Origin of the sequence: Paenibacillus thermotolerans (assembly GCF_028745515.1) — a bacterium.
In the GTDB taxonomy this organism is placed as follows: Bacteria; Bacillota; Bacilli; order Paenibacillales; family YIM-B00363; genus Paenibacillus_AE; species Paenibacillus_AE thermotolerans.
Map to the genome: position 1 here is coordinate 110,399 of NZ_JAQZSG010000007.1, position 24,528 is coordinate 134,926.

Here is a 24,528-nt window from a genome sequence, read left to right on the forward strand (position 1 = left end):
CGCAGCATGCCGCATGGTTTAATCAAATGTTCCGTTACGTCCCTCCTGGCCGCCATGCTGCTCATCGCGATCTCGGCAGCCGCCGGAGTAGTGCGGGCGGAGACTCCATACCCGAACTACTATATCAGTCCTGACAATTATTACTTAAAAATACCGGCTCCTTACGTTCCTGACGGCTATATTTCCCTCGACAACGATGAAGCGGGAGGCTTCAAGAAGCCGCAGGACTTGTTCGTAGACCGCAATGATGCTTTGTACGTAGCGGACACGGAAAACAAGCGGGTCGTCAAGCTGGACGAAGACGGCAACGTGCTGCTCATCGTCGGTGCGGGCGGCGAACAAGACGGGCCGGCTGCGCTCACCTCTCCGACCGGCGTCTTCGTCGATGAGGAGGGCGGCATCTATGTCACGGACAGCCTGAAGCAACGGATCGTGCAGTACGACGCCGAAGGAAGGTTTGTCCGAGAGATCGGGAAGCCGGCCTCGCCGCTGCTAGGCGACCAATTCAAATATCAGCCGGTCAAGGTGATCGTCGATTCGCGCAAATATTTTTACGTCGTAAACAGCGGCGACCATAAAGGGCTGCTGATGCTGGATCGGGAAGGCGGGTTTCGCGGCTATTTCGGCGGAAACCGGGTAGAGGCGACATGGTTCGATTCGTTGATCCGGTTTTTATACGACCAGAAGCAGCGCGCAGGCACCTATGTGAACTTGCCGTATTCCTTCAATAATGTCGCCCTCGCTCCGGACGGATACATTTACGCTACTACGACGGGCGCAGCCTCGAAGCAGATCCGGAAGTTCAATATGGTCGGAGGCGACATTTATCCGGATGCGGGCCGAAATTTTGCAGATCAATCGTTAAGCTGGAAGACGGATAAGACACAAAACTTCATCGATGCAACGATCGACGAGCAGGGAAATATGACGGTTCTGGACCAGACGTTCGGCCGCATGTACCAGTACGATGTAGACGGGCGTGCGTTGTTCGCCTTCGGCAGCAACGGACAGGGTGTAGGAAACACGCTGTCGGGGGTCGCCATTGAAGCGGACAGCCGCGGAAATTTATACGTGCTCGATGAGATGCTGAACATTGTCCTCAAGTTTCGCAAAACACAGTTCAGCAGCTTGGTTCATGAAGCCAATGAGCTGTATAGCGAAGGCAAGTATCGGGAGTCGTTCGAGCCTTGGCGGCAGGTGCGGGACTACAACAACTTCTACGAACTGGCGCTGCAGGCGATGGGACAAATCGAAATGCGTCGAGACGATTATGCGGATGCGCTCGGTTACTTTCGTGAAGCGTACGACAAAGGCGGGTACTCCGACGCGTTCTATGAATACCGCAGGCAGTATGTGAAGGAACGGTTCGATATGATAGCCTCAAGCGCGGTGGCCGTACTGATTGTCGTTTATGTTTTTTTCAAGTATCGAAGGAAAATAGGCGGACGCTGGCGGGGGCGGATCCGAAAGTCGCGAATGATGAAGTCCGTCCTTCGGGCACTCGATGTCATCCGGTACGCTTATCGGGTCATGATGCACCCGTTCCTGGGTTACGAGGAGCTTCGTTACGAGGACAAAGGGAAATGGAGTCATGCGGCCGCGCTGATGGCGCTGTTCGTACTCGCGTTCACTTCGGATTATTGGCTCGTTAGCTTCTTATATGAACCTGTCCCTCCGCAATTTGTCAATTGGGAGCAGGTCATCCTTCAGCCGCTGCTGATTTGGATCATCTGGAGCGTCACCAGCTTCGGCATCGCCACCATTACGGACGGCGAAGGCCGGTGGAGAGATGTGTTTATCGCTACCGCATACAACTTTACGCCGTTCATCTTTTTTTCGATACCGATCAATCTGCTGACCCACATCTTAACGTTCAAAGAGCAGCATTTCATTCAGTTGTTTGAAACGGTTCTGCTGCTATGGTCGGTCTTTCTATTCTATGTAAGCGTCAAGGAAACGCACAACTACGAAACGGGGAAAGCGATCGGAATAATGGGAGTCACCGCCGTAAGCTGCGTCATTTTCGTACTGCTGTTCATGCTTGTCTTCGGCTTGGGGATGAATTTCGTCGACTTCGTGCGGGCGATTGCAAGGGAGGCTGCCTATGTCGGCTATTAATTTCCTGATCCGTAAACGGTTGTCTCGATTCGTCAAATGGATCGTCTTTCTGCTCTTTGCGATTTGGATCGTATGGTGGATCGTTCCCGATTCCGGAAATCAAATCGAGTTTACCGCCGATCCGTCTTCCTTTATTTCTGCGGAGCGGCCGGAAGGCGCCGAGCTTCCGATGGAGGAGGGGCTCAGAACGTATGCGTCGGACGGCCGTTACGAGCTTCAGGCCGACGTGAAAAACCAGGTGATTGCGATCAAAGACGCCGCCACAGGCCGCACCTGGTCGAGCGTCCCCGACACGGAAGGCCTTGAAGTCAGGCCGTTAATCGCGCGCAACATCCGTTCTCCGTTCGAGGTCGTTTATACGGCGGATTATACGAAGACGCAGTTAATCGGCGTGAACAATAAAGACACGTCATGGAAGGCGTACAAGATCAATAACGGCATTCAATTTCAATACGAGCTCAAGGAGCTGAAGCTTGGGTTTATCGTGGACTTTGTGCTGGAAGACGGCGGCTTTACGGTGCGGATTCCCGATGAAGGCATACGCGAAAGCGGCGACAGGAGCGCAATCGTATCGATCCGGGTGCTGCCGATGTTCGGAGCGGCGCGGCCAGGTGACGAAGGCTACATGGTCGTCCCGGACGGCAGCGGAGCATTGATCTACTTCAACCGGCTGCACAATCAAGCCGCCTACACGGAATATTCCAAGTGGATTTACGGGACGGATACGACCTTTGACACAATGAGCGGCGGCCGGCCGCAAGACGAAACGATCGCCGCCGCGGCGTTCGGGGTCGTCAAAGACGGGGGCGGTTTCGTAGAGACGATTGAGAAAGGGGCGGCGGACGCCAAGGTGACCGTCAACCCGCCGGGCATCCGCAACATTCCGTTCTTCCGAGGCGGCTTTGAGTTCGTGCTCCGCAAGCAGTTCGAAACCTCGTACGGCGAATCGCTCGAGAGCAACGTCATTCAGCAGATCGAGCGCGGCCGAATTCGGTCCGATCGGGTCGTTCGCTTCGACTTTGCCGAAGAAGCTGCAACGACCTACGCGGATTTGGCGGCGCTTGCCGGCAATCGCTTGCTTGAGCGCCCGTACGGCGCCGGCGGTTCGGCGCCTCCGCTAGTGCAAATATTTCTCGGCGCGGAGAGCAGAGGGGACAGCTATTCCAAGCGGATGGAGACGATGACGACGTTCGCGGAAGCGCAAGCGATGATGGAGGAGCTGATGGAAAGCGGGATCGGCAGCTTCTCTGCTGAGCTGAAGGGCTGGTACAACGGCGGTTATTTCGGAAGCCTTCCTCGCCGATTTCCCGTGGAGGAAGCGTTCGGCGGCGAAAGCGGGCTAAAGAAGCTTCTGCAATGGACGGATGATCACGGAATTGCCGTCTCTTTGGAGGATAACTACTCGGATGTGTACCGCAAGGAGCGCGACGGGATTAAGCTGCGGACCGATACCGTAAGAAGGCCCGACGGACGCCAGTTTGTTTATTATCCGTATTCGGCGGCAGGCTGGTATTACCGCAATTCGGCGTGGCACAAAGTAAGCCCGGTTGTGGCGGACCGCGATTATGTACGGCAAAGCTTCGAAAAGCTGAGCTCGCTCGGAGTCGCATCGATCAATTTGCGTTATGCGGGCGAAGCGTTATTGAGCGACTATAACGGCTCGCATCCGCTACGCCGCTGGGAGACGCAGAACGTTTACGAGCGTTGGATCGACACCGCGAAGGAGAAGCTCGGCTCCGCAGGCGTCTATTACGGCAACGATTACGCGGTGCGGCATGCGGACCGGGTGCTCGATATTCCGCTCCGTTCGTCGCCCAATTACTTGCTCGATGAGCACGTCCCGTTCCTGCAAATGATGTACCACGGCAAAGTGCCTTATTACTCCTCCGCGTTAAATCGGAGCGACGACGCCCGATTGGAGCTGCTGAAGGCGATCGAGTACGGCGCGGTACCCGCTTTTGAGCTGACGTACCGGACGACGACCGCCCTTCGATATACGAATTACGATTTGTTGTTCAGCTCGCAGTACGACACTTGGCTTCCGGCCGTCAAAGAAGCTTACGAGGCGTGGAACGAGGCGCTGAAGCCGGTGGCGTCCCGGCGGATCACGGGGCATGAACGGCTTGCGGCCGGCGTGTTCCGAACGACGTATGAAGACGGCACGCACGTTTGGGTCAACTACAACGATCATGCGGTGACGCAGCAGAGGATTCATCTTGAGCCGCTAGGCTATGCGGTGAGCAAGGGCGGTGACGGCGGGTGAAACGAAGAAGCTACAGTTTGGAGCGTCAAAAAGTCGTCGAGGGATACGCGTTCGTTTCGATTTGGATCATCGGTTTTCTAGCGTTCATGCTGTACCCGCTCTATGCGAGCATGAAGATCAGCCTAACGGAGGCTAAGGTCAATAACCTGCTGAACGGCACGTGGAATCAGTTCGCGCATTACAAAACGGCCATAGCCGATGTGAACTTTTTTCAAAAATACAGCGATCAATTGGTCCGGTCGCTGATCGATGCGCCGCTCATCTCCGTGTTCTCGCTCATTGCGGCGGTTTTGATGAACGGGAATATTGCCGGCAAACGCTTCTGGAGAACGGTGTACTTCACGCCGATCATTATTAGCGGATTGATGATCAGCATTCTGAACTCCAACGGGGCTTCCGAATTTTCGCTTATTGATCAGTTCGGCGGGGCGGCATTTCTCATTGCCGACTTCGTCGGTGAGGAAACGTTCTCCAGAATGGGCGAGCTGCTGTGGAAAAGCTGCGTCGAAATACTCATATTTCTGGCCGGACTGCAATCGGTAAGCCGTTCCTTATACGAGGCCGCTCAGATCGACGGGGCCAGCCCTTGGGAATGCTTCTGGAAAATAACGCTGCCCTCGATGGCGCCGATCGTTATTTTGACGATCATCTATGCATTGATCGATTCGTTCACGGATCCGGGCAATTTGATGCTGAATCTGATCAATGATTGGGGCTTGGGGAAGCTTCAATTCGGGGTCGCCGCGGCGGTCAGCTGGATTTATTTCTTATCCGTGCTGGCGATTGTTCTGGTCCTATTTGCAATAGGAAGGAGGCTATTAGGAAGTGATAAAGCCGGAAGCTAGTTTATCGCAAGCGAAAGCGTACTTGAATGAGCGCAACCTGATTCTGAGGTACACGCAGAAGACGAAAAAATTCGGATTTCAATGTCTCGTCTATATCGTTCTGCTGGAGTTCGGATTTATATTTTTGCTGCCGTTCATTTATATGGTCAGCCGCTCGACGATGTCGGTGGGGGATTTGCTGGACGACAGCGTCGCTTGGCTGCCCAATTCCGTCTACTGGCAAAACTATGCCGATGCGTACCGCAGCTTGAACTTTCCGGTTACATTTCGGAATACGCTCGTTCATTCGGTCGTCCCGATGCTCGGTCAAATCGTCTCGTGCGCGATCGCGGGCTACGGGCTCGGCAGATATCGATTCAGAGGCTCCGGCTTAATCTTTGTTTTGCTGCTCGTTTGCTTGATCGTACCGCCGCAGACGACGATCATCGCTTTTTATTCGATGTACGCGAAGTGGGAGCTGATCAATACGTATTGGCCGATGATTCTTCCGGCGTTGTTCGCGCAAGGCATTCGCGGCGCCTTGTTCACGCTCATTTTTACCCAATTTTTCAAAGGGCTGCCGAACGAGCTGGACGAGGCGGCGCGCATCGACGGAGCAGGCGGCTTCACCGTATTTTCCCGCGTTATGCTCCCGCTCGCCAAGCCTGCGATCTTCGTCGTCGCCATGTTTTCGCTCGTCTGGCATTGGAACGACAACTTTTTCGCCCGGTATTTCGCCAATAAGAGCGACATGTTCACGATGCCGTGGATGCTGGATATTATCAACTACGATTATGTGATGAAAGGCGCGGTCAACTCGAATCTCAACGAAGGAATGCTGATGGCGGCCGTGGTCATTATCGTTGCTCCGCAGTTTCTCGTTTACATGATCGGGCAGCGGTATTTGGTGGAAGGGATCGAAAGGACGGGGCTTGCCGGCGATTAGTCAAGGAGCAGCTTTTTTAAGGAGGTGGTAACCTTCGGAACGGCTCGGATCGGAACGGTTCTATAAAATCAAGGTTTATGCAATAAGAATATAAAAGGAGGATGAAGCAATGAAAACGGGGTTGAAGAAGCTTTTCTTTCTTACGATGACGGTCATATTGACGATTTCATTACTTGCGGCTTGCGGCGGAGGGGGCACGAATACTCCTGCCGATAACGAATCGACAGCGGAAACGCCGGGGGAAACGAGCGGGAACGAGCCGGCCCCTGTCGACGAATCCGAGCCTAGTTCGGAGCCGGTGAAGAAGGATCCGGTGACGCTCACCATCGGAACGCTCGGCGAAGAGGACAAAATCGCGTTCGAAGCCGTTGCGAAGGAATTCCAGAAGACGCATCCGCATGTTTCGTTCGAATATTTGGTAGGCACGCATTCGGGCAACGTCCCGGGCATGGCGGCCGCGGGGAATGCGCCGGATATTTACTGGCTGCCTGACGGCTTCGTCAACATGTTTAAAGAGCAAGGCTTGCTGGCGCCGCTCAATGACGCCTTCGATCGCATGCAAGTCGATTTGAGCGACGTTTCGGAAGGCATGCTTTCCTACGGTCTGTTTGACGGCCAATACTACTTCTCGCCGCGGGATCACAGCCAGATGGTTACGTTCGTCAACAAGACGCTGCTGGAGAACGAGGGCTTCGAGATGCCGCAAGACGGCTGGACTTGGGAAGAGTTTGTGGATATCTCCAGAGCCGTGACCAAAAAGGATGCAAACGGCAACGTCATACAAACCGGAAACGCGGGCGACGTGAACTGGCTACCGAACTGGACCGCGTTCGCGCTCGGCTTGGGCGGGTACCCACTGGCCAACGAAGAGACGAGACTCGCCGATTTTTCAAGACCGGAAACCGTTGAAGCGTTCCGGACCGTGCTTGATTTGATGAAGGAAGGTGTCATGGCCAACGAGTACGCAGAGTCGTACCCCAAATTTGAAGAAGGAAAAGCGGCATTCTTCTTCGGCGTTAGACCGCACGTCGGGCTAGTCGTCAACGCCGCGCAGGCAAACGGCTTCGATTGGGACGTCATCTCGTTCCCGGTGCTGCCGAAGCAGCATGCGATCGGCTCCGGAACGAGCGGCTACGGCGTCTACCCGGGCACGAAGCATCTGGAGGACGCAACCGACTTTGCCGCTTACTTGCTGACGAAGGAAGGCCATAAAGCGTTCTCCGGCAATATGCTGGGCGCGGTTCCGGTGCTCAAGTCGCTGCAGCAAGAATCGTATTGGAAGGAACAGCCCGAGCTCGAGGGGAAAAACGTCGACGCGTTCATGAAATATATCGAATTCAACGTTCCGCGGGTGACCGATCTTTATTTGAACGCCGCCGGTCAAGCGGAAACGGCCCTCTTCGGCAATCTTTTCGCACCTTACATGAAAGGCGAAAAATCGCTCGAGGATATTTGCAAGGAGCTCGACGAGAAGGTGAACGCGCTGCAAAAGAAATAAGCAATTCCGCTCGGCAAAGCAAAAGCGAAGCCTGCATGCCCTATTTCGGCGTGCAGGCTTTTCATGTTCCGCTTGTTAACCAAAGGTAAGCTCCACAGAAACGGATTGATTCGGCGCGATTTTCTCCAGCGGGGATTTCCCCCATACATCCCAGCGGTCGGTATTGGCAAAATAATCGGTCACGTTGCTGCGAATCCATCCGGCTGCCGTTTCCACTTCCAATACGAATCCGCCGATACACATCGATTCCTCTGCGGTAGTGATCGACAGCCTGTTTCGATTCGTTAGCAGCGGCCAGTGCTCCTTCCCAATAGCCATAAATTGGCGGCTGTCGAAGTATTCAAGCCGAGGCAGCGTCCCGATTTCGCGTCCATTCAGAGAAACCTTATACCCTTCCGGCGTTCTGCAGTTGGAACCGGCTGCCCGGAGCCGAACCGAAACCATTTCGTTTAGGTTCGGAAGCCGCTGCCCGGCCGATTCGGCAAATTCCGGCCTTCTCGTGAACACCGCTTTTTCGCCGCGCTTCCAAGTCAATTGCCCAAGCACTCCTTGATTCAGTACGTGCCAGTCGGCCTGCACCGATTCGCCGTTCACCGTAATCTCCCACCAGCCGGGAGCGGAATCCTCCAGATAGCCCCAGCCGTATTCGAATGTGGAGGGCTCCGGTAAGAGGCTTCTAACCTCGCTTAGATGAACCGGAGCGCGGTCAGGATAAGCGAGAACCGTGCTTTTCAATTGCGGAAGCCAATACTCGCCGACTTTGTGCAACGTTGTAACCTGATTATGGGTATGCCCGCAGAAATAAGCATCGACAGGATGCTCCGAAATTTGCTTTAGAACTGTGCCGGCAAAATCGAAATGCGTAAAAAACGGTCTGCCCACACAAAAAAGCGGAGGGTGGGCAAATACAAATACATGCTCATAGCGGCCTGATGAGCTGAACGTTTCCTTGATGAATGCTTCCTGGTCGCCGTTGCGGACGAATGTGGTGTAATCGAGGACGATAAATAAACAGCCCGCTTTTTCAAATGTGTAATACCCCTTGGAAACGGGAGCGGTACCTAATGCCTTGCCGATCGCGGGATATACGAAGCGTTCGACCTGCAAGCCTTCGGGCCCGCCGGGAATGCCGTCATGCGTGCCAAGCGCAAAAAAAACAGGGCAGCGAAGCTCCTCAAGAAGCTCCATCGCTTCCTGCATCTCCCGCAATCCGCCCGCTTCATCGTCGCAGTGTCCTTGAATAATGTCTCCGGTTTGTACGACAAAGTCCGGCTTTAATGCGGCAATACCGGAGATGATCTTCGGTGTCACATGTTTGGTAAACCACAAATTTCTCGTCACATCGGCGAGCTCCGTTACTCCCTTCGGACGTCCGTTCAATGCTTCCTGATGCGATTGCTCCTGCACATAATGCAGGTCGCCCATGACAACGAAACGCATATTTGGCGTCATCGGTTTAACTCCTCCCTAAACGCTATTCTAAGTTGTATATTTGTTATATGTCTTGTAAACTTGTTATAGAACGTTGCAAAGTGAAGTATAGGTTTTGAAATGAACGAGTGTCAATCGATTTACAAAATCATTACAAAGATGAATGAGGAGCGGCGGCATGAACAAGGATGAAGCGGTTCGAACTCCGTTATATAAGCAGATCCGGGATTATGTTCTGGATCATATCACCCGGATGGACTGGCAGCCGAACGACAAAATTCCGTCGGAAAACGAACTCGCCGCCGAATTTAACGTGAGCCGAATCACGATCAAGAATGCCCTTAAACAGCTGGTGGAAGAGGGGCTGATCTACCGCATCCAAGGGAAAGGCTCCTTTGTTTCTCCGAAAAAATCCGGCGAGGAGCCGATATATAAACCGGCGCAATATATCGACAAAACGGTGGCCTATTTGGTTCCGCGTTCGGATAATCGCTTCACGGCGAACCTGTTGAACGGGATCGAAAACGAGCTTTCGGAAGCGGGGTATCGATTGCTGTTTTGCGAAACGAAAGACTCTCAGGAGCTTGAAATTAAGCTTCTAAAGCAAATGGTTCAAATCGGCGTCAAAGGAATCATTATTTACCCTGCCTATAGCCAAATTTACAATGAGGAACTGCTGAAGCTGACGCTAAATAACTTTCCGGTCGTTGTCGTTGACCGCTACATCAGGGGTGTGGAGACGAACTACGTATGCTCCGACAATGTGAACGGCGCTTATCAGGCTGCGAAATATTTGATCGAGCTCGGACATAGCAAGATCGGGTTCGTCTCCACCTATGCGGAGGGCACGACAAGCATTGAGGACCGGATCGCGGGATACGAAAAGGCGTTGCATGAACATAACATCCCGGTCGGCCGGCAGTTGTGCATGACGAAGCTTGACCCTGCGCAAGTGAACACGATATTCCCGGAACAAAGAGCCCATTCCGTCAGCATGGAACAAATCAAGGAGTATTTATCCGGGAATCCGGACATCACGGCTGTCATTGCCGCCAATTCCGCGGTCGGAATGACGTTACTGGAAGCGGCGAAACAGCTGCGTATTCGCATTCCCGACGATTTGTCCGTCATCTTCCTGGACGATTTCGAAATGTCCGCTTTTTCGGCAATCCCTCCCACGGTCATATGCCAGGAAGAATATACGGTGGGGCGGGAGGCTGCCAAAATGCTGCTATCGATCGCCAACAAACCGCGTCAGCCGCGCAATAAAGCGATTGTTCAACCGCGCCTCATCGTGCGGGAGTCGACGGCACCTCCGAGAAAATATGACAAATGAACAACCGAGTGCCGAAAGGCACTTTTTTTGTGATCGGAGACTTCCAACGTACTGACCGAATGTTCAAAATAACGGACACCACAGACGCTATACTGCCAATTTGCCCACCGCCATAGCGCTAACGGACACCACAGGCGCTATTCCTCGATTTTTGGTGCTAATCCCTGCTTTTTCGAGGTAATAACTGCAGTTGTGTCCGTTAAAACTGAAAGCTCTATTCAAAAAGCTGAATAACTGCATCCATGTCTGTTAGCCAGTCAACATGCCCAATCGCCGGATGAGGACAAGTGGAAATTTGCCTGAAAGAGTGAGGTCTCGCATTATTTTATTTTTGTAAATCGGATTGACTATTTTATTGCATTGAAAGTATAGTCTAAGTGTTCTTAAGTTGTTCTTTATCTTGTAATATAGCAAATATACAACTGTGAACGTAGTGATAGGAGGGATCGGTTATGACGAATCAAACGGCCCGATTCAAATTGATTGCATTGGACATGGACGGTACGTTATTGAACCGGAAGCAGGAAATTTCCGAGCAAAACCGGATATGGATCCAAGCGGCCCTTGAAGCCGGAGTGAAGGTCATCTTGGCCACCAGCAGACCGATTAATGGTGTGATAGAGCACGCGAAAGCGCTGAACCTCCATCTGCCCGTCATCGTCAGCAACGGCAGCGAGGTGTGGAAGTCGCCTTACGAGCTGCACAGCCGCCATGAAATGAACGAGGATACGAAAAGACGGATGACCGAGGTTCTGCGAAAGTATGAAAGGCAAATCCAATTTTGGGTACAGATTGCCGGAGGTCAATTCGACTACGAACATTGGGACCCCATTAGCGCTCTTGACATGAAGTGGCTGCAAGTCGCCATCCGAACGGAACATGCCGCTTTGCTAAAAGATATCTATGAAGAAGTCCGTTCATGGCGTATGCTGGAAATTAGCAATTCCCATATCACCAACATCGAATGCAATCCGCTAGGCAGAACGAAAGGAAGCGGGTTAGCGGAGGTGTGCGGTCTGCTTGGCTTCGATCTGAACGAGGCGATCGCGGTCGGAGACAGCTTGAACGACGTGTCGATGATTCGTGCGGCCGGGTTAGGCGTGGCTATGGGCAACGCGCAGGAGCGGGTGAAGCAATCGGCGGACGAAACGACGCTTACCAATGAGGAAGACGGTGTCGCCGAAGTCATTAAACGTTATTTTTTTAATACGGACGAAGGAGCGGTGCATGCACAATGAATCGTAAAGCTTTTTCTATCCTTATCATTCCCGATATCCAGACGGCAACCCGCCATCACCCCCATTTGCTTGAACCGATGGCCCGATGGATCGCGGATCACGCGAAGGAATTGAATGTCAAAATCGCGCTTCAGCTGGGCGACATCGTCGATTCCGGCGCGAATCGGGAAGAGGAGTTTGTCCTTGCCTCCGATACGATGAATATGCTGAGCGAAGCGAACGTTCCGTTCGTGATCTGCCCGGGAAACCACGATTACGACAACTTGCTGGACATAGACCGCAGTCTGACGATGTATAATCGTTATTTCGGTCCTCAGCTGTATCGAGATCAGGAATGGTTCGGCGGATTGTTTGAAGAGGGCGCTGCCGAGAATATGTTTGTCAAGCTTGATGCGGAAGGCCGCAAATTGCTGGTGCTCGCTCTTGAATTCGGTCCGCGGGATGAGGTGCTGGCGTGGGCGGACCGCGTCCTGGAAGCGCATCGGGATCATGAGGCGATCGTCATTACGCATTCCTACTTGTTTATCCATGGAGAAAGGACGAAGACGGACGACGGTTTGAATCCGAAGACGTACTCCGGCGCATTCGGCGCCAACGACGGCGAGGATATTTGGCAGAAATCGCTTCGAAAGCATCCGAACGTACTTGCGGTGTTTTCCGGCCATCATGTCCCGAGCAATGTCAGTTACCGCGTCGACATCGGCGACCACGGAAATCCCGTATTCCAATCGTTCCAGAACTGGCAGTTCACGGACGGCGGCGGCGAAGGGAGATTCCGTATCATGACCTTTCTGGAGAACGGCGGCGGCTATGAGCTTTCCGTCATGCATCCGCAGACCGGAAGCTATGAAGAGGAGCCCGGATATCGGGTGGCGCTGCCTAAGGTATCCGCGGATTGGAGCTCGGTACGTTACCCGAACGAATAAATACACAATAAAAACAAGGCTCTTCCTCAATGCGAGGAAGGGCCTTGTTCGCTTCTTCGGCTTACCGAGCTTCTAATGATGAAGTTTGTGGGGAGCTTGACCATGCCCCGTTCTTGCCCGGCGGATTCAATATTCGCGATCAATAATTCCGCCGATTGTTGTCCGAGCCGGTACTCCTGCTGTTCTACGCAAGTGAGCGGAACTTCCGCATGCTCGGAGCCTTCGTAATCGTCAAAGCAAATAACGGACAGATCGCGGGGGACGGCCTTCCCCATGCTCTTCAACACATGAATGACGTGAAAGGCGATGGAATAATGCGTCACGAAACAAGCCGTAACCTCGGGATGATCCTTGAAAAATGCTTGCAAATCTTCTAAATAGCCGGAACTGAGCTTTCCTTGATTGGCTTGAAGATACAGCTGATAACCGGAATTCAAAGGAATATTCCCTTCGGACAATGCTTGCTGGTATCCGAACAGGCGGTCTTCAATGCTTGTCGTAATTTTGTTCGAGGAAATGAAAGCGATCTTGCTATGTCCGTGTTCGAGCAAATAGGAGGTTGCGGTTTTCGCGCCTTGGATATTATCGGAGCATACGCAATTCGTCTCGATTCCCCGCAAATACCGGTCGATGACGACAAGCGGAAACCGGTTAAGGCTGAGCTTCAGAATGTCTTCATTGTAGGTTTCATCCGAAACCGGGTACACGATAATCCCATTCACTCCAAGCCGAACCATCTCATGAAGCTGCTTCTTCTCGATTTCCTTGGAATCGTGCGTTCGGGCTACGAGCAGCCGGTAGCCTTGAGCGGACAGCACTTCTTCGATGCCGCTTACGACATTGGCGGTAAACCGGTTATCCAGCCTTGGGATCAGCAGGGCAACGAATCGAGAACCTTCCAAGCTGTTCTGTTTTATTTGAGTTGCCATGGCCGCTTCCGAGTGAATGAAGGACCCTTTGCCTCGCATGCGGTAAATGATGTTTTCTTCGGCTAATTCCTTCAATGCGCCGCGCACCGTAACTCGGCTGACTTGGAATTGTTCGGCCAATTCGTGCTCGGACGGAATTTGCTGATCGGGCTTCCAGACGTTGTCGTGTATTTGTTTTAAAATATATGCCCTTATTTGTTTATAAAGCGGTGTGCCTGAAGAAGGCGGCGAGAGAAAATGGTCCATCCGAGTTCACCTTTCAGAATCGCTGTTATTGACGATCTTCATTCAATAATATAATACATTTAATACAATTGAAGTCAAATATAAAATTTCGGTTAAAAACCTTGTTTGCTTAACAATATCTTAATTTGACCGCACCTCTAACTTGTCTTAAAGTCAAAGTATAGAGTTTAGTTTGATATATTGTTTGGTACTTTTAATACAACTAGAGAAAGGCGGGGACGGCGGTAAATCATCTTTGTCGATGAAAACATAGGAGGTTCCCATGCGCTATAAGTTAGTTGCTCTAGATTTGGACGGAACATTGCTCGGCAATGACAAGCAAATTTCCGATGCGAATGCCGAAGCCGTCAATGACGCGATCAAAGCAGGCGCAGCGGTCATTCTCGCTACCGGCCGGCCGATCCGCGAAATAAGGCCGTATGCCGAGAAGCTGCGTTTGAACGGACCGATCGTCGCGAATAACGGAAGCGAAGTATGGAGGACGCCGGATGTCCTCTACGCAAGACGTGAGATTCCTGCCGAGCATGTTGGCCGGATATTCGCATTCCTTGAGAAGTACGATGAAGATGTCGCGTTCTGGGCGCATACGGCGGAAGGGCTTATTGAGAAGGAAAACAAACCGCAACAAACCGGAGGGCATACTTGGCTGCAGTTTGCCTTGCGTTCCGAAAAACCGGAGCTGCTGGAGGAAATCAGACGGGAGCTGCATGCTTGGAACGTATTTGAGCTTAGCAGTTCGCACGTTACGAACGTAGAGTGCAACCCGATGGGAGTGAGCAAGGCGACCGGGCTTGCGGAAATATGCAAGCTGCTGCATATAGACAGGTCCGAAACCGTGTGCATCGGCGACGGACTGAACGATATCCCGATGCTTCGATTCGCCGATCTTGGAGTCGCGATGGGCAATGCACAAGAGCCGGTGAAACGGGCGGCCAAGCTGATCGCCCCCAGCAATGTCGAAGACGGGGTAGCCGATGTCATACGGAGAGTGGTTCTATGAGCGGAAACACAGGCTTGTGGAAGCAGATTTGGAGAAACAGGCTGCTATATGCTTTGTTTTTGCCGGCGATCGCGTACTTCATCTTATTTGCTTATGTTCCGTTCTATGGCTTGCAAATCGCATTTAAAGATTTTCAAGTGTTTAAAGGGATTTGGGAAAGTCCGTGGGTCGGGTTCGAGCACTTCGGCTACATTTTTTCGTCGGAGAAGTTTTTGCAGGTGATCGAAAATACGGTCGTCATCCATTTGTACCGGTTAATCGCCGGATTTCCGGTTCCGATTTTGTTCGCGCTTTTGCTCAACGAATTGAGATTGATGTGGTTCAAGCGATCGGTTCAGACCATCACCTATTTCCCGCATTTTTTATCTTGGGTGGTGTTCTCCGGCATCATTCTTAATTTTATCGGGCCGGCCGGAATCATTAATAGTGTTCTTGCAAGCTTCGGCATGGAACGCGTCAACTTTTTGACCGATCCGGATTCCTTTCGTTCCATACTTGTCGTAACCGGTATTCTGAAAGAGTTCGGCTGGGGCGCGATCATTTATTTGGCGGCTTTGGCGGGAATCGATCCCCATCTATACGAAGCGGCGAAAGTGGACGGAGCCTCTAAGCTTCGCCAGATTTGGCATGTTACGCTGCCGGGCTTAAGACCGACGATCCTCTTATTGCTTGTTCTGGATATCGGCCATTTGCTGGATGCCGGCTTCGATCAAATTTTTATGCTGTATAATCCTGCCGTCCTGGATGTAGCCGACATCATCGATACGTACGTGTACAGAATCGGATTGCTTGACGCGAACTACGAAGTGGCGACGGCCGTAGGTTTGTTCAAAGGAGCGATCGGCATGGCGCTGATCATTATCGCCAACGCCATCGTGAAGAAGTGGGAGGGGAGATCGCTGTGGTAATCAAGCGCAGCTTGGACGATAACCCGTTGTGGGCGCAAACCGTCATCATTGTCATTCACATGCTGCTGTCCGCGATCACTCTGTACCCGATGTTGAACGTCTTGGCCAAATCGTTCAGCGAGGCGCATACGATCACCGCCAATCCGTTGATGATCGTTCCCGGGGCATTCACCGTAGAAGCGTACAAGTACATTTTTTCGACGCCCGTACTTATCAATTCGTTCGCCATTACGGTGTTCGTCACCGCAGCCGGAACGCTGCTCAACATGGTGTTTACGACAGCCGCGGCTTACGGCTTGTCCAAAACGAGGGTTCCCGGCCATAAGTTTTTCATGTGGCTCATCATTATCCCGATGCTGATCGGAGCGGGGCTGATCCCGCAATATATTCTTTATAAAGATTTGGGGATGTTGAATTCGTTATGGGTGCTGATCATTCCCGGACTTGTCTCGCCGTTCAATTTTATACTCATGCGCAATTTTTTCTGGTCCATACCGCAGGAAATGGAGGAATCGGCCTACATGGACGGAGCCTCCGATTTACGGGTATTGTGGAGCATCGTGCTTCCGCTGTCTAAGTCCGCTTTGGCGACGGTCGGCCTCTTTTACGCGGTCGGGCACTGGAACGATTATTTCAACGGCCTGTTCTTCATCAGCGATAACTCCAAATGGCCGCTTCAGGTTGTGCTGCGGTCGATCATCATCGATCAGAACATGATGAATATGGGGTCGATCAACGATGCGTTGTCGGCGGAGAAGGCGGTTGTCACGCCTGAAAATATTAAAGCCGCCACGATCATTTTTGCAATGGTGCCGATTTTGCTCGTGTACCCGTTCTTGCAAAAGTATTTCGTCAAAGGGATTTTCCTAGGTTCAGTGAAAGGCTGAAAAGCTGATCATAAAAAAAAGAGTATAGGAGTGTAGAGAAAAGATGAGATTTCTCAAGCAGGCAAGCACCATGTTGGCAACCGCCATGCTCGCGGGATTTGTAGCGGGCTGCGCCGGCTCCGCCGCCAACAACGCCGCCGAACCGGCGTCGTCCGACCCGAAGGAAGCTCCGGCCGCAGCCGCAGAGCCGGCCAAGTTTTCCTACTTGCGTCCCGTTTGGGGTCCCGCAACGTATCAAAAGGGCGGCCCGTACGAGAAAGAATTGTTCAAGCAGGGCAATGTCGAAATCGAAGCGCAAATCATTCCAGTCAAAGAGTATAACCCGAAAGTAAACGCCATCCTCGCTTCCGGCGATCTTCCGGACGTGCTGTGGGGCAGCGGCCCTACGAACTCCGTCTTCCTAGAAGCTCAGCAGCAAGGGGCGTTCCTGAAAATCAACGACTATTTGGACAAGTATCCGGCCATCAAAGAGGCGCTTCCGCAATACCTTTGGGATATGGTCACCGACGAGAACGGCGACATTTATTTCATCCCCAACCCGGTCAGCCCGTACGTTCCGTTCATGCTGATGTACCGCCAGGATTGGTTCGAGAAGCTGAACATTCCCGAGCCGAAGACGCTGGAAGAGCTGGTTGCGGCTTTGGAAGTTATCAAGAACAGCGATCCGGACGGCAACGGCAGCAACGATACGATTCCGCTTTCCGTCGGAACACGCTGGTATTTGAAGGAGCTGGCTACTTCCTTCGGTACGAGCCATGACGGCTGGGAACCGTCTCCGGAAGACCCGAACAAGCTCATTCCGCAGTTCGCGAACGACAAGTGGATTAACTTTAACGTATGGCTGCAAGACTTGAGCAAGCAAGGCTTGCTGGATCCCGATTTCGGAGTCGTCCAGGATCATCAGAAAGTACGGGAAAAGTTTTTGTCGGGCAAGACAGCCGTCTTCCCGAACAACTACTCGGATTATCTCACGCTGCTCGGCGACATGAGGAAGATGAATCCGGACGCCAAGATCGGCCTGATGTCCCCGCTGGCCGGGTTTAACGGGGAGGAAGGCGGCATTCGCACCATCGTACCGATCGACCGCGGCATATATATTTCGTCGAAGGCGAAGGATCCGGAAGGCATATTCCGCTTCCTGAACTGGCAGCTGACGGAAGGGTACGATCTGCGCAGATACGGCATCGAGGGCAAGACGTATACGGTATCCGCCGACGGACAGAAAGAAGACATCCTGGACGCCGATCGTGATCCTGCATACCAGAAGCCGCAAATCGAGCCGTTCCTGACGATCACGCCTTACAATGAAGCGATGCAAAACTGGGATTTGATCAAAAACGGCTTCGAGCTTAACGAATTCGGCGACAAGTTCGAACCGTACAAGCAAAAATTCGACGAGTACGTTCAAGTCCAATATCCCGATTACCGGGACCGCACGATCGTCAGCCCGTTCGAGATGAAGGAAGGCACCAAGCTGTACGAGGACATTATGAAATCTACGGTCGAAGGCTTGGCGATCAACCACAAATTGACGAAGCAGGATTGGATGAATCAGTTGAAGAAATGGGAGGAAGCCGGCGGCGCGAAGCTCATTGAAGAAGTGAACGAGCTTCAAACCGATAAGTCGAAGCCGATGTTTGAATAAGGAGCTAAGCAAAAGCCTGCATGCCGTTAGCGGCGTGCAGGCTTTTGTTTGATTAATGGTGCATTGCGCCGGACGCCGACATCGGCTGATTGTGCTTGAGGCGCAGCCGCAGCAGCGGCAACACGCCTATGGAGCCGATCACAAATAATGTCGAAGCCATCAGGTAAAGGGCGCTGAGCGGAAGAGACGCTTTCAATACGCCGACCAAGCTCATCGTGAGCACCATACCGCCCATGAACAACGGATTGAGGATGCCGTTCACTCTGCCTACGTATGCTTCCTCCGCGTTGCTCAGAATCAGCGTATTGCACGAAATATGAATGAGCGGCACCATCAATCCCGAAATAAACATGGAGACGAGCGCCAGCCATGCCAAATCGGTCATGCTAAGAATCGATACGGCGAGGGCGTTGAAGAAAAATCCGATAAACAGCATTTTCTGCGACGTCATGCTCTTCGAGAGAGCCATTGCGGCGATTCCGCCGAGAATCATCCCCGCTCCGTTTGCGGCCGTAAACCATTGCAAGTGCTCTTCGGTTAAGCCGAGCTTCTCCGTTACGAGAAATATGCCAAGCGGATTAATTAATCCGAGCCCAAGTCCTCCGGCCAGGAAGAAGCCGCCCATATAAACGAAGATTTTGTTGGACAGTACGTAACGGAGCCCCATCTTCATCTCTTGACTGACATTCGTAGCCGGTGCTGCATCGGTTTCCGATTTTCTGTCGGCCGGCAAGAAAGAAAGCACGGCAGCGGAGAGCAGGAAGCAGATCCCCATAATAGCTACGGCGACGTCAATGCCGAATCGGAAATAAACGAGCGTACCGAGCATCGGACCTAACACCATGAAAATCGCCATCATCGTTTGGTACATCGACATGCCGGCTTGCATTAACGATTCCGGCACGTGCAGCTTGAAAAGCTTCATGCTTGAAGGCTGCGAGAACTGAGACAAGACGGAAGAAACCAATGTGGCGAAAAAGATCGCTTTCCACCCGCCGTATACGAGCGTAAGCAGCACGACGAATACGGATACGGCGCTTAGCAAATCGCAGAGCACCATCGTTCTCTTCGGTCTCCAGCGGTCGGCGAAGGCGCCGCCGATGAACGAGAACAGAAAGATCGGAGCGAATTCCGCTACCGAGATGAGAGAGATCGCAACAGGGTCCTTATTCGTCTGTTCCGTGACGAAGAGCAGGATCGCGAAGTTCCGGATCCAGATGCCTAACTGCAGGAACAGACCGGAGAGCAGCAACGCTTGAACGAAACGGTTTGCAAACAGCGTGCGCATGCTCGGGCTATGAGCCTGAGCTTGCATTTGATGATGATGTGACATGAACGACAACAGCACCTTTCGTGGTCATTTTTTTGGATAAACCCATCATATAGGAGGGCAGACCACGATTACGCGCAAACATCGGGTGCTTGGGCGCATAGATTGAGAGGCTCAACGCAAAGTTTTGCGTACGGCACGCAAAAAAGGTTTCCACATTAAAGCTAGTGGATTTTATATTGATCTGCTATGTTAGTAACTAGAATACTAATTGATGCTTGGTGAGGTGTGACGAAGTGAATGCCGACTCGAATTTCCGATGGTGGGAGTTTTACCTTGTGCGGTATTTTGTGGGGACGGTTGTAGGGACAATCATTGTCATCTTTCTTGTGCTCCACCGGGAATCGCAAGTACACAGCTTAATACTAACGATCATCGAGTCCGGCATCGGAAATTCGAAACAACCGGGCATCCCTTGGGAACCGATCCATCTTTGGATATACGGGCTGATCGGTTTAGCGTACTGTTATATAGCGAGCGGCCCCGTACTGCTGCTTCATGCGATTAGAGGCTTGGCTCACAAAGGAAGCGTCTTTAAATATTACCTGAGCTTAAGCGGCAGCCGGGCCAAAAGAAAACAGCTCTCCCAAGTAAATGAATACGTTGAATCCTACAAACATTTGCGGGAGCACGGGAATGCGTTTTTCATTGTGTTATGCGAACTCATATTTGGGGCGTTGCTGTTCTATTTAAATTGGTGGGGAATGCTCATCCTGGTGTTTCTTTGGGTGACGGGGGCCGCGTCTGTATGGTTTATAGGAACCTATCTTGAGTCAAAACTAAAAGTAGTGATTGCGGATGCCGAACGTTCGAATTCTGTTTCCGCAGAAAGCGGCGAACCCCGCAATCCGTGAAACCGATCGAGTGAAAGGGTATTTGGTAATGCTTGTGAAAGAAAATTTTTTTGCACATAAGAAGAAAGAATTGGGTGTCGCTTTGAACGATGTCCAACGGCAAGCGGTGCTTCACACGGAAGGACCGTTGCTATTGCTGGCTTCGCCCGGTTCCGGAAAAACGACGACAATGATTATGCGAATCGGATATTTGATTGAAGAGAAACGGATCGACCCGTCCCGCATAAAGGCAGTTACTTTTAGCCGCGCATCGGCGGGCGATATGAAGGAGCGGTTCAAGCGATTTTTTCCACAGCTTCAGCCGGTCGACTTCTCTACCATACACAGCTTTGCATTCGAAGTGGTGCGGGATTACCTGCGTACTGCGAACACCTCTTTTGACATTATTGAGGGAGAGATCGATTCGGAAGCGCAAGAAAGCGGCCGCTCGGGGCATGTTCCGTTCCATAAGAAGACGATTTTGCGCAGCCTGTTTAAAACGATCGTCGGAGAAAACATCACGGACGATCAATTGGATGACCTGACCACTTATATCAGCTTCATCAAAAATAAAATGATTCCACCCGAAAAATGGCCGTCCGTTCATGTGGAAGTGCCGAAAGCAGAGCGGATTTTGCGTGAATACGAGACTTTTAAACAACATAGCGGCAACGGGAAGCTGCTGCTTGATTTTGACGATATGCTGACCCTCTGCGAGCGTGCGTTAACGAACGATCGGACATTTCTTCAGAAGTATCAAGGCCGGTACGATTATGTGCTTACCGACGAGAGCCAGGACACATCGATGGTGCAGCATGCGATTATCGAGAAGCTGGTCCGTCATCACCGCAATCTTTGCGTCGTTGCCGACGACGACCAAAGCTTATACAGCTGGAGCGGCGCGGAGCCGTCCTATTTGCTGAACTTCAAGACCGTTTATCCGAACGCCGTCACTTTGTACATGGAGCAAAATTACCGCTCTTCCAGCGATATTGTGCATGTCGCAAACCGGTTCATCCAAAGAAATAAAAACCGCTACAACAAAAATATGTTCACGAACAATCCGCCGGCCGGGCCGATCCGAATCAAAAGCTTCGCGGATTACCGCAACCAAGCCAAGTATTTGGTGAAGGAAATCCAAGGTGTTGAGAACCTCCGGGAGGTCGCTGTGCTGTACCGGAACAATTCATCCTCGATAGCCTTGATGAACGAGTTTGACCGTGCGGGCATTCCGTTTTATATGAAGGATGCGGATAACCGCTTTTTTTCGCATTGGGTCGTCGAGGACGTACTGAACTTCATGCGAATGACGTTCACCGACAAGCGCACGGATATTTTGGAAAAGATTCATTTAAAATTCAACGGCTACATCTCCAAGCAGCAAATGGCGGCATTGCATGAAATTCGAAATAACGAGTCGGTCTTCGATAATTTATTGAACTATGTTCCACTGCAGGATTATCAAGTGAAACCGCTTACCGATGCCAAAGAGACGTTCCGCCAAATGAACGGGATGCCGCCGCTTCATGCGATCCGTGTCATCCGGGATCGGCTCGGATACGAGAAAGCTCTTGAAAAAACGTGCGAGCGTATGGGCTACCGCAAGGAATACTTGATCGGCATCCTCAATACGCTGGAAGAAATCGCCGACACGCTGCCGACGATGGAGGAGTTTGCGAACCGTCTCAAGCACTTGGAATCGGTCCTTACTTCTGCGAAGACCAGAAGAGGGCAGCAGGCGGTAACCTTCTCTACGATGCACAGCTCCAAAGGCTTGGAGTTTGAAAGAGTATATATGATCGATCTTGTAGAAGGCATCCTACCGTCTTCGGACGATTCGGATCGTATCGACTTGATGGAGGAGGCGGCACGTTTATTTTATGTCGGCATGACGAGGGCGAAGAAGCATTTGGAGCTTATCGTTTATCGGGAGCGGGATGGGGAGAGCGCGAAGGAATCGCGGTTCGTTACGGCCGTAAGGGAAATCATGAATCCGCCGAAGCAGCGGAATCAGCGGAGTGAGCCTGAGAAGGGGCCGGCTTCGAAACGCCATACGAAACAACGCAAAACAGCGGCCGACATTCCGTACAATCCGAATGCGATCGTTAGTCGTGCGGCGCTGGAGACGGGGATGACGGTGAAGCATAGAGTGTTTGGCACGGGGAGTATCGTAGATATGGGCGAGGATCAGGTGCACATCAAGTTTGTAACCGGGATAAAAGTGTTATCGATCGGAACCTGCTTGGAGATGGGGCTGTTGGAGCCGGAAGGCTGAAACAGTTGCTGTCGGTGATAGACGCCGCGTTAGCGTTCGCCGGACTGGGCGTTAGCACCAAAAGTTGGTACTAACGCCGCCGAATCGAAACACTCAATCCAACTCTTTCGGAATCTGCGATTGATGGGTTTGATGCTCGATCTCATAAAAGATGTTTCCATTCTGTTGCTGTTGCTGCTGTTGCTGCTGTTGTTTGGGCGGCTGCGGCAAATGCATGGCTGCCAGGAGCTTCTCGAAATCTCCCCACGTAACGGGCTTCGCATGCTTCATCCATTCGTATCCGAGTTGCCCGTTCATCTCGACCGTGGCGTTCTTCAGGTCGCGATACGAGGTAATCCCTTTCTCCCTTAGTTTCGCTTCCAATTGATCGACCGTCATGCGCAGCTTTTTCAAATTGTCCGTAAGTATTTCCCCATCCTGAATGACGCGCGTCGATTTTCCGATGAACCATTTTTCGAGCCAATTGAATTTTAACGAAAGATATTGAACGGTCAGCAAAAGCCCGACAAATATGCACAAAGTCACAATGGTCTTCCACAGCCCTTTCTCGGCTATGGCATGTGCGATGACGGAAGCGATGGCCAGCATAGTGACGATTTCAAGCCCGGTCATTTCCGAAATGGTTTTTTTGCCTGCAATTCGCAATAAGATGAAGCCTACCGTCATAATAACCAACGATTGCCAAATAAAATCTAAATTCATTAGTGCTCCCAGCTTTCAAGAATAAATGTCGTATTAAATCATACTCTCCCCTCGTCATGTTATTTAAACGTCTTAGGGAGTAAGGAAGGAGAAAATTCAGGCTTAAGGAATATATAATAGGGAACTCTCTTTTATTTCTTATGGAGGTGGGAAAATGAAAGCGCTTTTTATCGGCGGCACGGGGACGATCAGTTCCGCCATCACAAAGCAATTATCGGAACAAGGCTGCGAGCTGTATTTGCTGAATCGGGGTACCCAAAATGTCGGTTTACCAGCAAACGTCAAAGTGATCCAAGCGGATATTAACGACGAAGCGCATGTGGCGGAGCTCATCCGGGAGCTAAGCTTTGATGTCGTTGCGGATTTTATCGCCTTTCATCCTGCACAGTTGGAAAGAGACTTCCGCCTGTTTCACGGCAGAACGAAGCAATTCATCTTCATCAGCTCCGCGTCCGCTTACCAAAAGCCGCTGTCCGATTACCGGATTACGGAAAGCACGCCGCTGGCGAATCCGTATTGGGAGTATTCGAGAAATAAAATCGCTTGCGAAGAATACTTGATCAAGCAATACCGGGAGCACGGCTTCCCGACTACGATCGTGCGTCCGAGCCATACGTACGATGAGCGTTCCATTCCGCTCGGCGTTCACGGAAAGAACGGCTCGTGGCAAGTAGCCAAGCGGATGCTGGAAGGGAAGCCGGTCATCATTCACGGCGACGGAACGTCCTTGTGGACGATGACGCACAACAGCGACTTTGCGAAGGGCTTTATCGGGCTAATGGGCAATATTCACGCGATTGGGGAATCCGTACATATCACTTCGGACGAATCGCTCACATGGAATCAAATCTATCAGGCGATTGCCGACGCGCTTGGGGTAAAGCTGAACGCAGTCCATGTCCCTTCGGAGTTTTTGGCAGCTTGCAGTACGCAGGATTACCGCGGCGGGCTTATAGGCGATAAGGCGAATTCCGTCGTATTCGACAATTCCAAGCTGAAGCGGCTCGTCCCCGATTTCGTGGCAACGGTCCGCTTCGATCAAGGGATCAAGCGAACGGTGGGGCACATATTGTCAAATCCCGAGTATCAAAAGGAAGACGAAGAATTCGACCATTGGTGCGATAAGGTCATAGACTCGCTGCAAAGGGCGCTAGAAAGCATTCGTGAATAGTTAAATAAAGACCTCCCGGCGG

Annotated in this window: 19 protein-coding genes; 15 read left to right on the forward strand and 4 right to left on the reverse strand. The window is 51.8% G+C overall.

All coding sequences use genetic code 11. From position 1 onward, the window contains the following. The first annotated feature begins 6 nt into the window (after positions 1-6). The 5 genes from PT964_RS08305 to PT964_RS08325 all read left to right on the forward strand — a co-directional run bounded on the left by PT964_RS08305 (position 7) and on the right by PT964_RS08325 (position 7,649). Positions 7-2,118 (forward strand): YIP1 family protein, encoded by a 2,112-nt coding sequence (locus tag PT964_RS08305; protein ID WP_274362880.1) that lies wholly within the window; start codon positions 7-9, stop codon positions 2,116-2,118. Then, positions 2,105-4,381, forward strand: a complete 2,277-nt coding sequence (locus PT964_RS08310; protein ID WP_274362881.1) for a DUF5696 domain-containing protein — start codon at positions 2,105-2,107, stop codon at positions 4,379-4,381. Before PT964_RS08305 ends, PT964_RS08310 begins: the two co-directional genes overlap by 14 nt. Continuing rightward, a complete protein-coding gene (locus PT964_RS08315) occupies positions 4,378-5,226 on the forward strand; it encodes a carbohydrate ABC transporter permease (protein WP_274362882.1) in 849 nt (282 codons plus the stop codon). Before PT964_RS08310 ends, PT964_RS08315 begins: the two co-directional genes overlap by 4 nt. Further along, positions 5,207-6,151: a carbohydrate ABC transporter permease gene (locus tag PT964_RS08320; RefSeq protein WP_274362883.1), complete on the forward strand. Its 945-nt coding sequence runs from the start codon at positions 5,207-5,209 to the stop codon at positions 6,149-6,151. The genes PT964_RS08315 and PT964_RS08320 overlap by 20 nt, the downstream gene beginning before the upstream one ends. A 109-nt stretch (positions 6,152-6,260) precedes the next feature. Beyond that, positions 6,261-7,649: an ABC transporter substrate-binding protein gene (locus tag PT964_RS08325; protein ID WP_274362884.1), complete on the forward strand. Its 1,389-nt coding sequence runs from the start codon at positions 6,261-6,263 to the stop codon at positions 7,647-7,649. Positions 7,650-7,724: 75 nt separating this feature from the next. Here PT964_RS08325 and PT964_RS08330 read toward each other — a convergent pair whose 3' ends face one another. Then, on the reverse strand, positions 7,725-9,101 hold the full coding sequence (locus tag PT964_RS08330) for a metallophosphoesterase family protein (protein WP_274362885.1): 1,377 nt from the start codon (positions 9,099-9,101) through the stop codon (positions 7,725-7,727). A gap of 157 nt (positions 9,102-9,258) precedes the next feature. Here PT964_RS08330 and PT964_RS08335 point away from each other — a divergent pair, with 157 nt between their 5' ends. The 3 genes from PT964_RS08335 to PT964_RS08345 all read left to right on the forward strand — a co-directional run bounded on the left by PT964_RS08335 (position 9,259) and on the right by PT964_RS08345 (position 12,580). Beyond that, a complete protein-coding gene (locus tag PT964_RS08335; RefSeq protein ID WP_274362886.1) occupies positions 9,259-10,416 on the forward strand; it encodes a GntR family transcriptional regulator in 1,158 nt (385 codons plus the stop codon). Positions 10,417-10,868: 452 nt separating this feature from the next. After that, positions 10,869-11,654, forward strand: a complete 786-nt coding sequence (locus tag PT964_RS08340) for a Cof-type HAD-IIB family hydrolase (RefSeq protein WP_274362887.1) — start codon at positions 10,869-10,871, stop codon at positions 11,652-11,654. Further along, a complete protein-coding gene (locus PT964_RS08345) occupies positions 11,651-12,580 on the forward strand; it encodes a metallophosphoesterase (RefSeq protein WP_274362888.1) in 930 nt (309 codons plus the stop codon). Before PT964_RS08340 ends, PT964_RS08345 begins: the two co-directional genes overlap by 4 nt. A gap of 26 nt (positions 12,581-12,606) precedes the next feature. Here the strand turns inward: PT964_RS08345 and PT964_RS08350 are convergent, their stop codons facing one another. Then, entirely contained in the window at positions 12,607-13,755 is a 1,149-nt protein-coding gene (locus tag PT964_RS08350) for a GntR family transcriptional regulator (RefSeq protein WP_274362889.1), read from the reverse strand. 262 nt (positions 13,756-14,017) lie between these two features. On the opposite strand from PT964_RS08350, the gene PT964_RS08355 reads away from it, so the two are divergent. From PT964_RS08355 to PT964_RS08370, 4 genes are read left to right on the forward strand one after another with little or no spacing between them, the layout of a single operon-like run. Next, positions 14,018-14,755: an HAD family hydrolase gene (locus PT964_RS08355; RefSeq protein WP_274362890.1), complete on the forward strand. Its 738-nt coding sequence runs from the start codon at positions 14,018-14,020 to the stop codon at positions 14,753-14,755. Further along, positions 14,752-15,663: an ABC transporter permease gene (locus tag PT964_RS08360; protein WP_274362891.1), complete on the forward strand. Its 912-nt coding sequence runs from the start codon at positions 14,752-14,754 to the stop codon at positions 15,661-15,663. The genes PT964_RS08355 and PT964_RS08360 overlap by 4 nt, the downstream gene beginning before the upstream one ends. Then, the gene (locus PT964_RS08365; RefSeq protein ID WP_274362892.1) at positions 15,657-16,550 is read left to right on the forward strand and encodes a carbohydrate ABC transporter permease; all 894 of its coding nucleotides are present in this window, start codon (positions 15,657-15,659) and stop codon (positions 16,548-16,550) included. The genes PT964_RS08360 and PT964_RS08365 overlap by 7 nt, the downstream gene beginning before the upstream one ends. 43 nt (positions 16,551-16,593) lie before the next feature. Next, positions 16,594-18,195 carry an extracellular solute-binding protein gene (locus PT964_RS08370; RefSeq protein WP_274362893.1) on the forward strand — a complete coding sequence of 534 codons (1,602 nt, stop codon included), beginning with the start codon at positions 16,594-16,596 and terminating at the stop codon, positions 18,193-18,195. Positions 18,196-18,247: 52 nt separating this feature from the next. Here the strand turns inward: PT964_RS08370 and PT964_RS08375 are convergent, their stop codons facing one another. Beyond that, entirely contained in the window at positions 18,248-19,528 is a 1,281-nt protein-coding gene (locus PT964_RS08375) for an MFS transporter (protein WP_274362894.1), read from the reverse strand. 275 nt (positions 19,529-19,803) lie between these two features. Here PT964_RS08375 and PT964_RS08380 point away from each other — a divergent pair, with 275 nt between their 5' ends. Further along, entirely contained in the window at positions 19,804-20,379 is a 576-nt protein-coding gene (locus PT964_RS08380; RefSeq protein ID WP_274362895.1) for a hypothetical protein, read from the forward strand. Positions 20,380-20,407: 28 nt separating this feature from the next. Beyond that, entirely contained in the window at positions 20,408-22,633 is a 2,226-nt protein-coding gene (locus PT964_RS08385) for an ATP-dependent helicase (RefSeq protein ID WP_274362942.1), read from the forward strand. A gap of 93 nt (positions 22,634-22,726) precedes the next feature. Here PT964_RS08385 and PT964_RS08390 read toward each other — a convergent pair whose 3' ends face one another. Beyond that, entirely contained in the window at positions 22,727-23,335 is a 609-nt protein-coding gene (locus PT964_RS08390; protein WP_274362896.1) for a DUF421 domain-containing protein, read from the reverse strand. 154 nt (positions 23,336-23,489) lie between these two features. Between PT964_RS08390 and PT964_RS08395 the strand changes: the two genes are divergently transcribed. Beyond that, positions 23,490-24,506, forward strand: coding sequence for an SDR family oxidoreductase (locus PT964_RS08395; protein ID WP_274362897.1), 1,017 nt, complete (start codon positions 23,490-23,492; stop codon positions 24,504-24,506). Positions 24,507-24,528 lie beyond the last annotated feature (22 nt).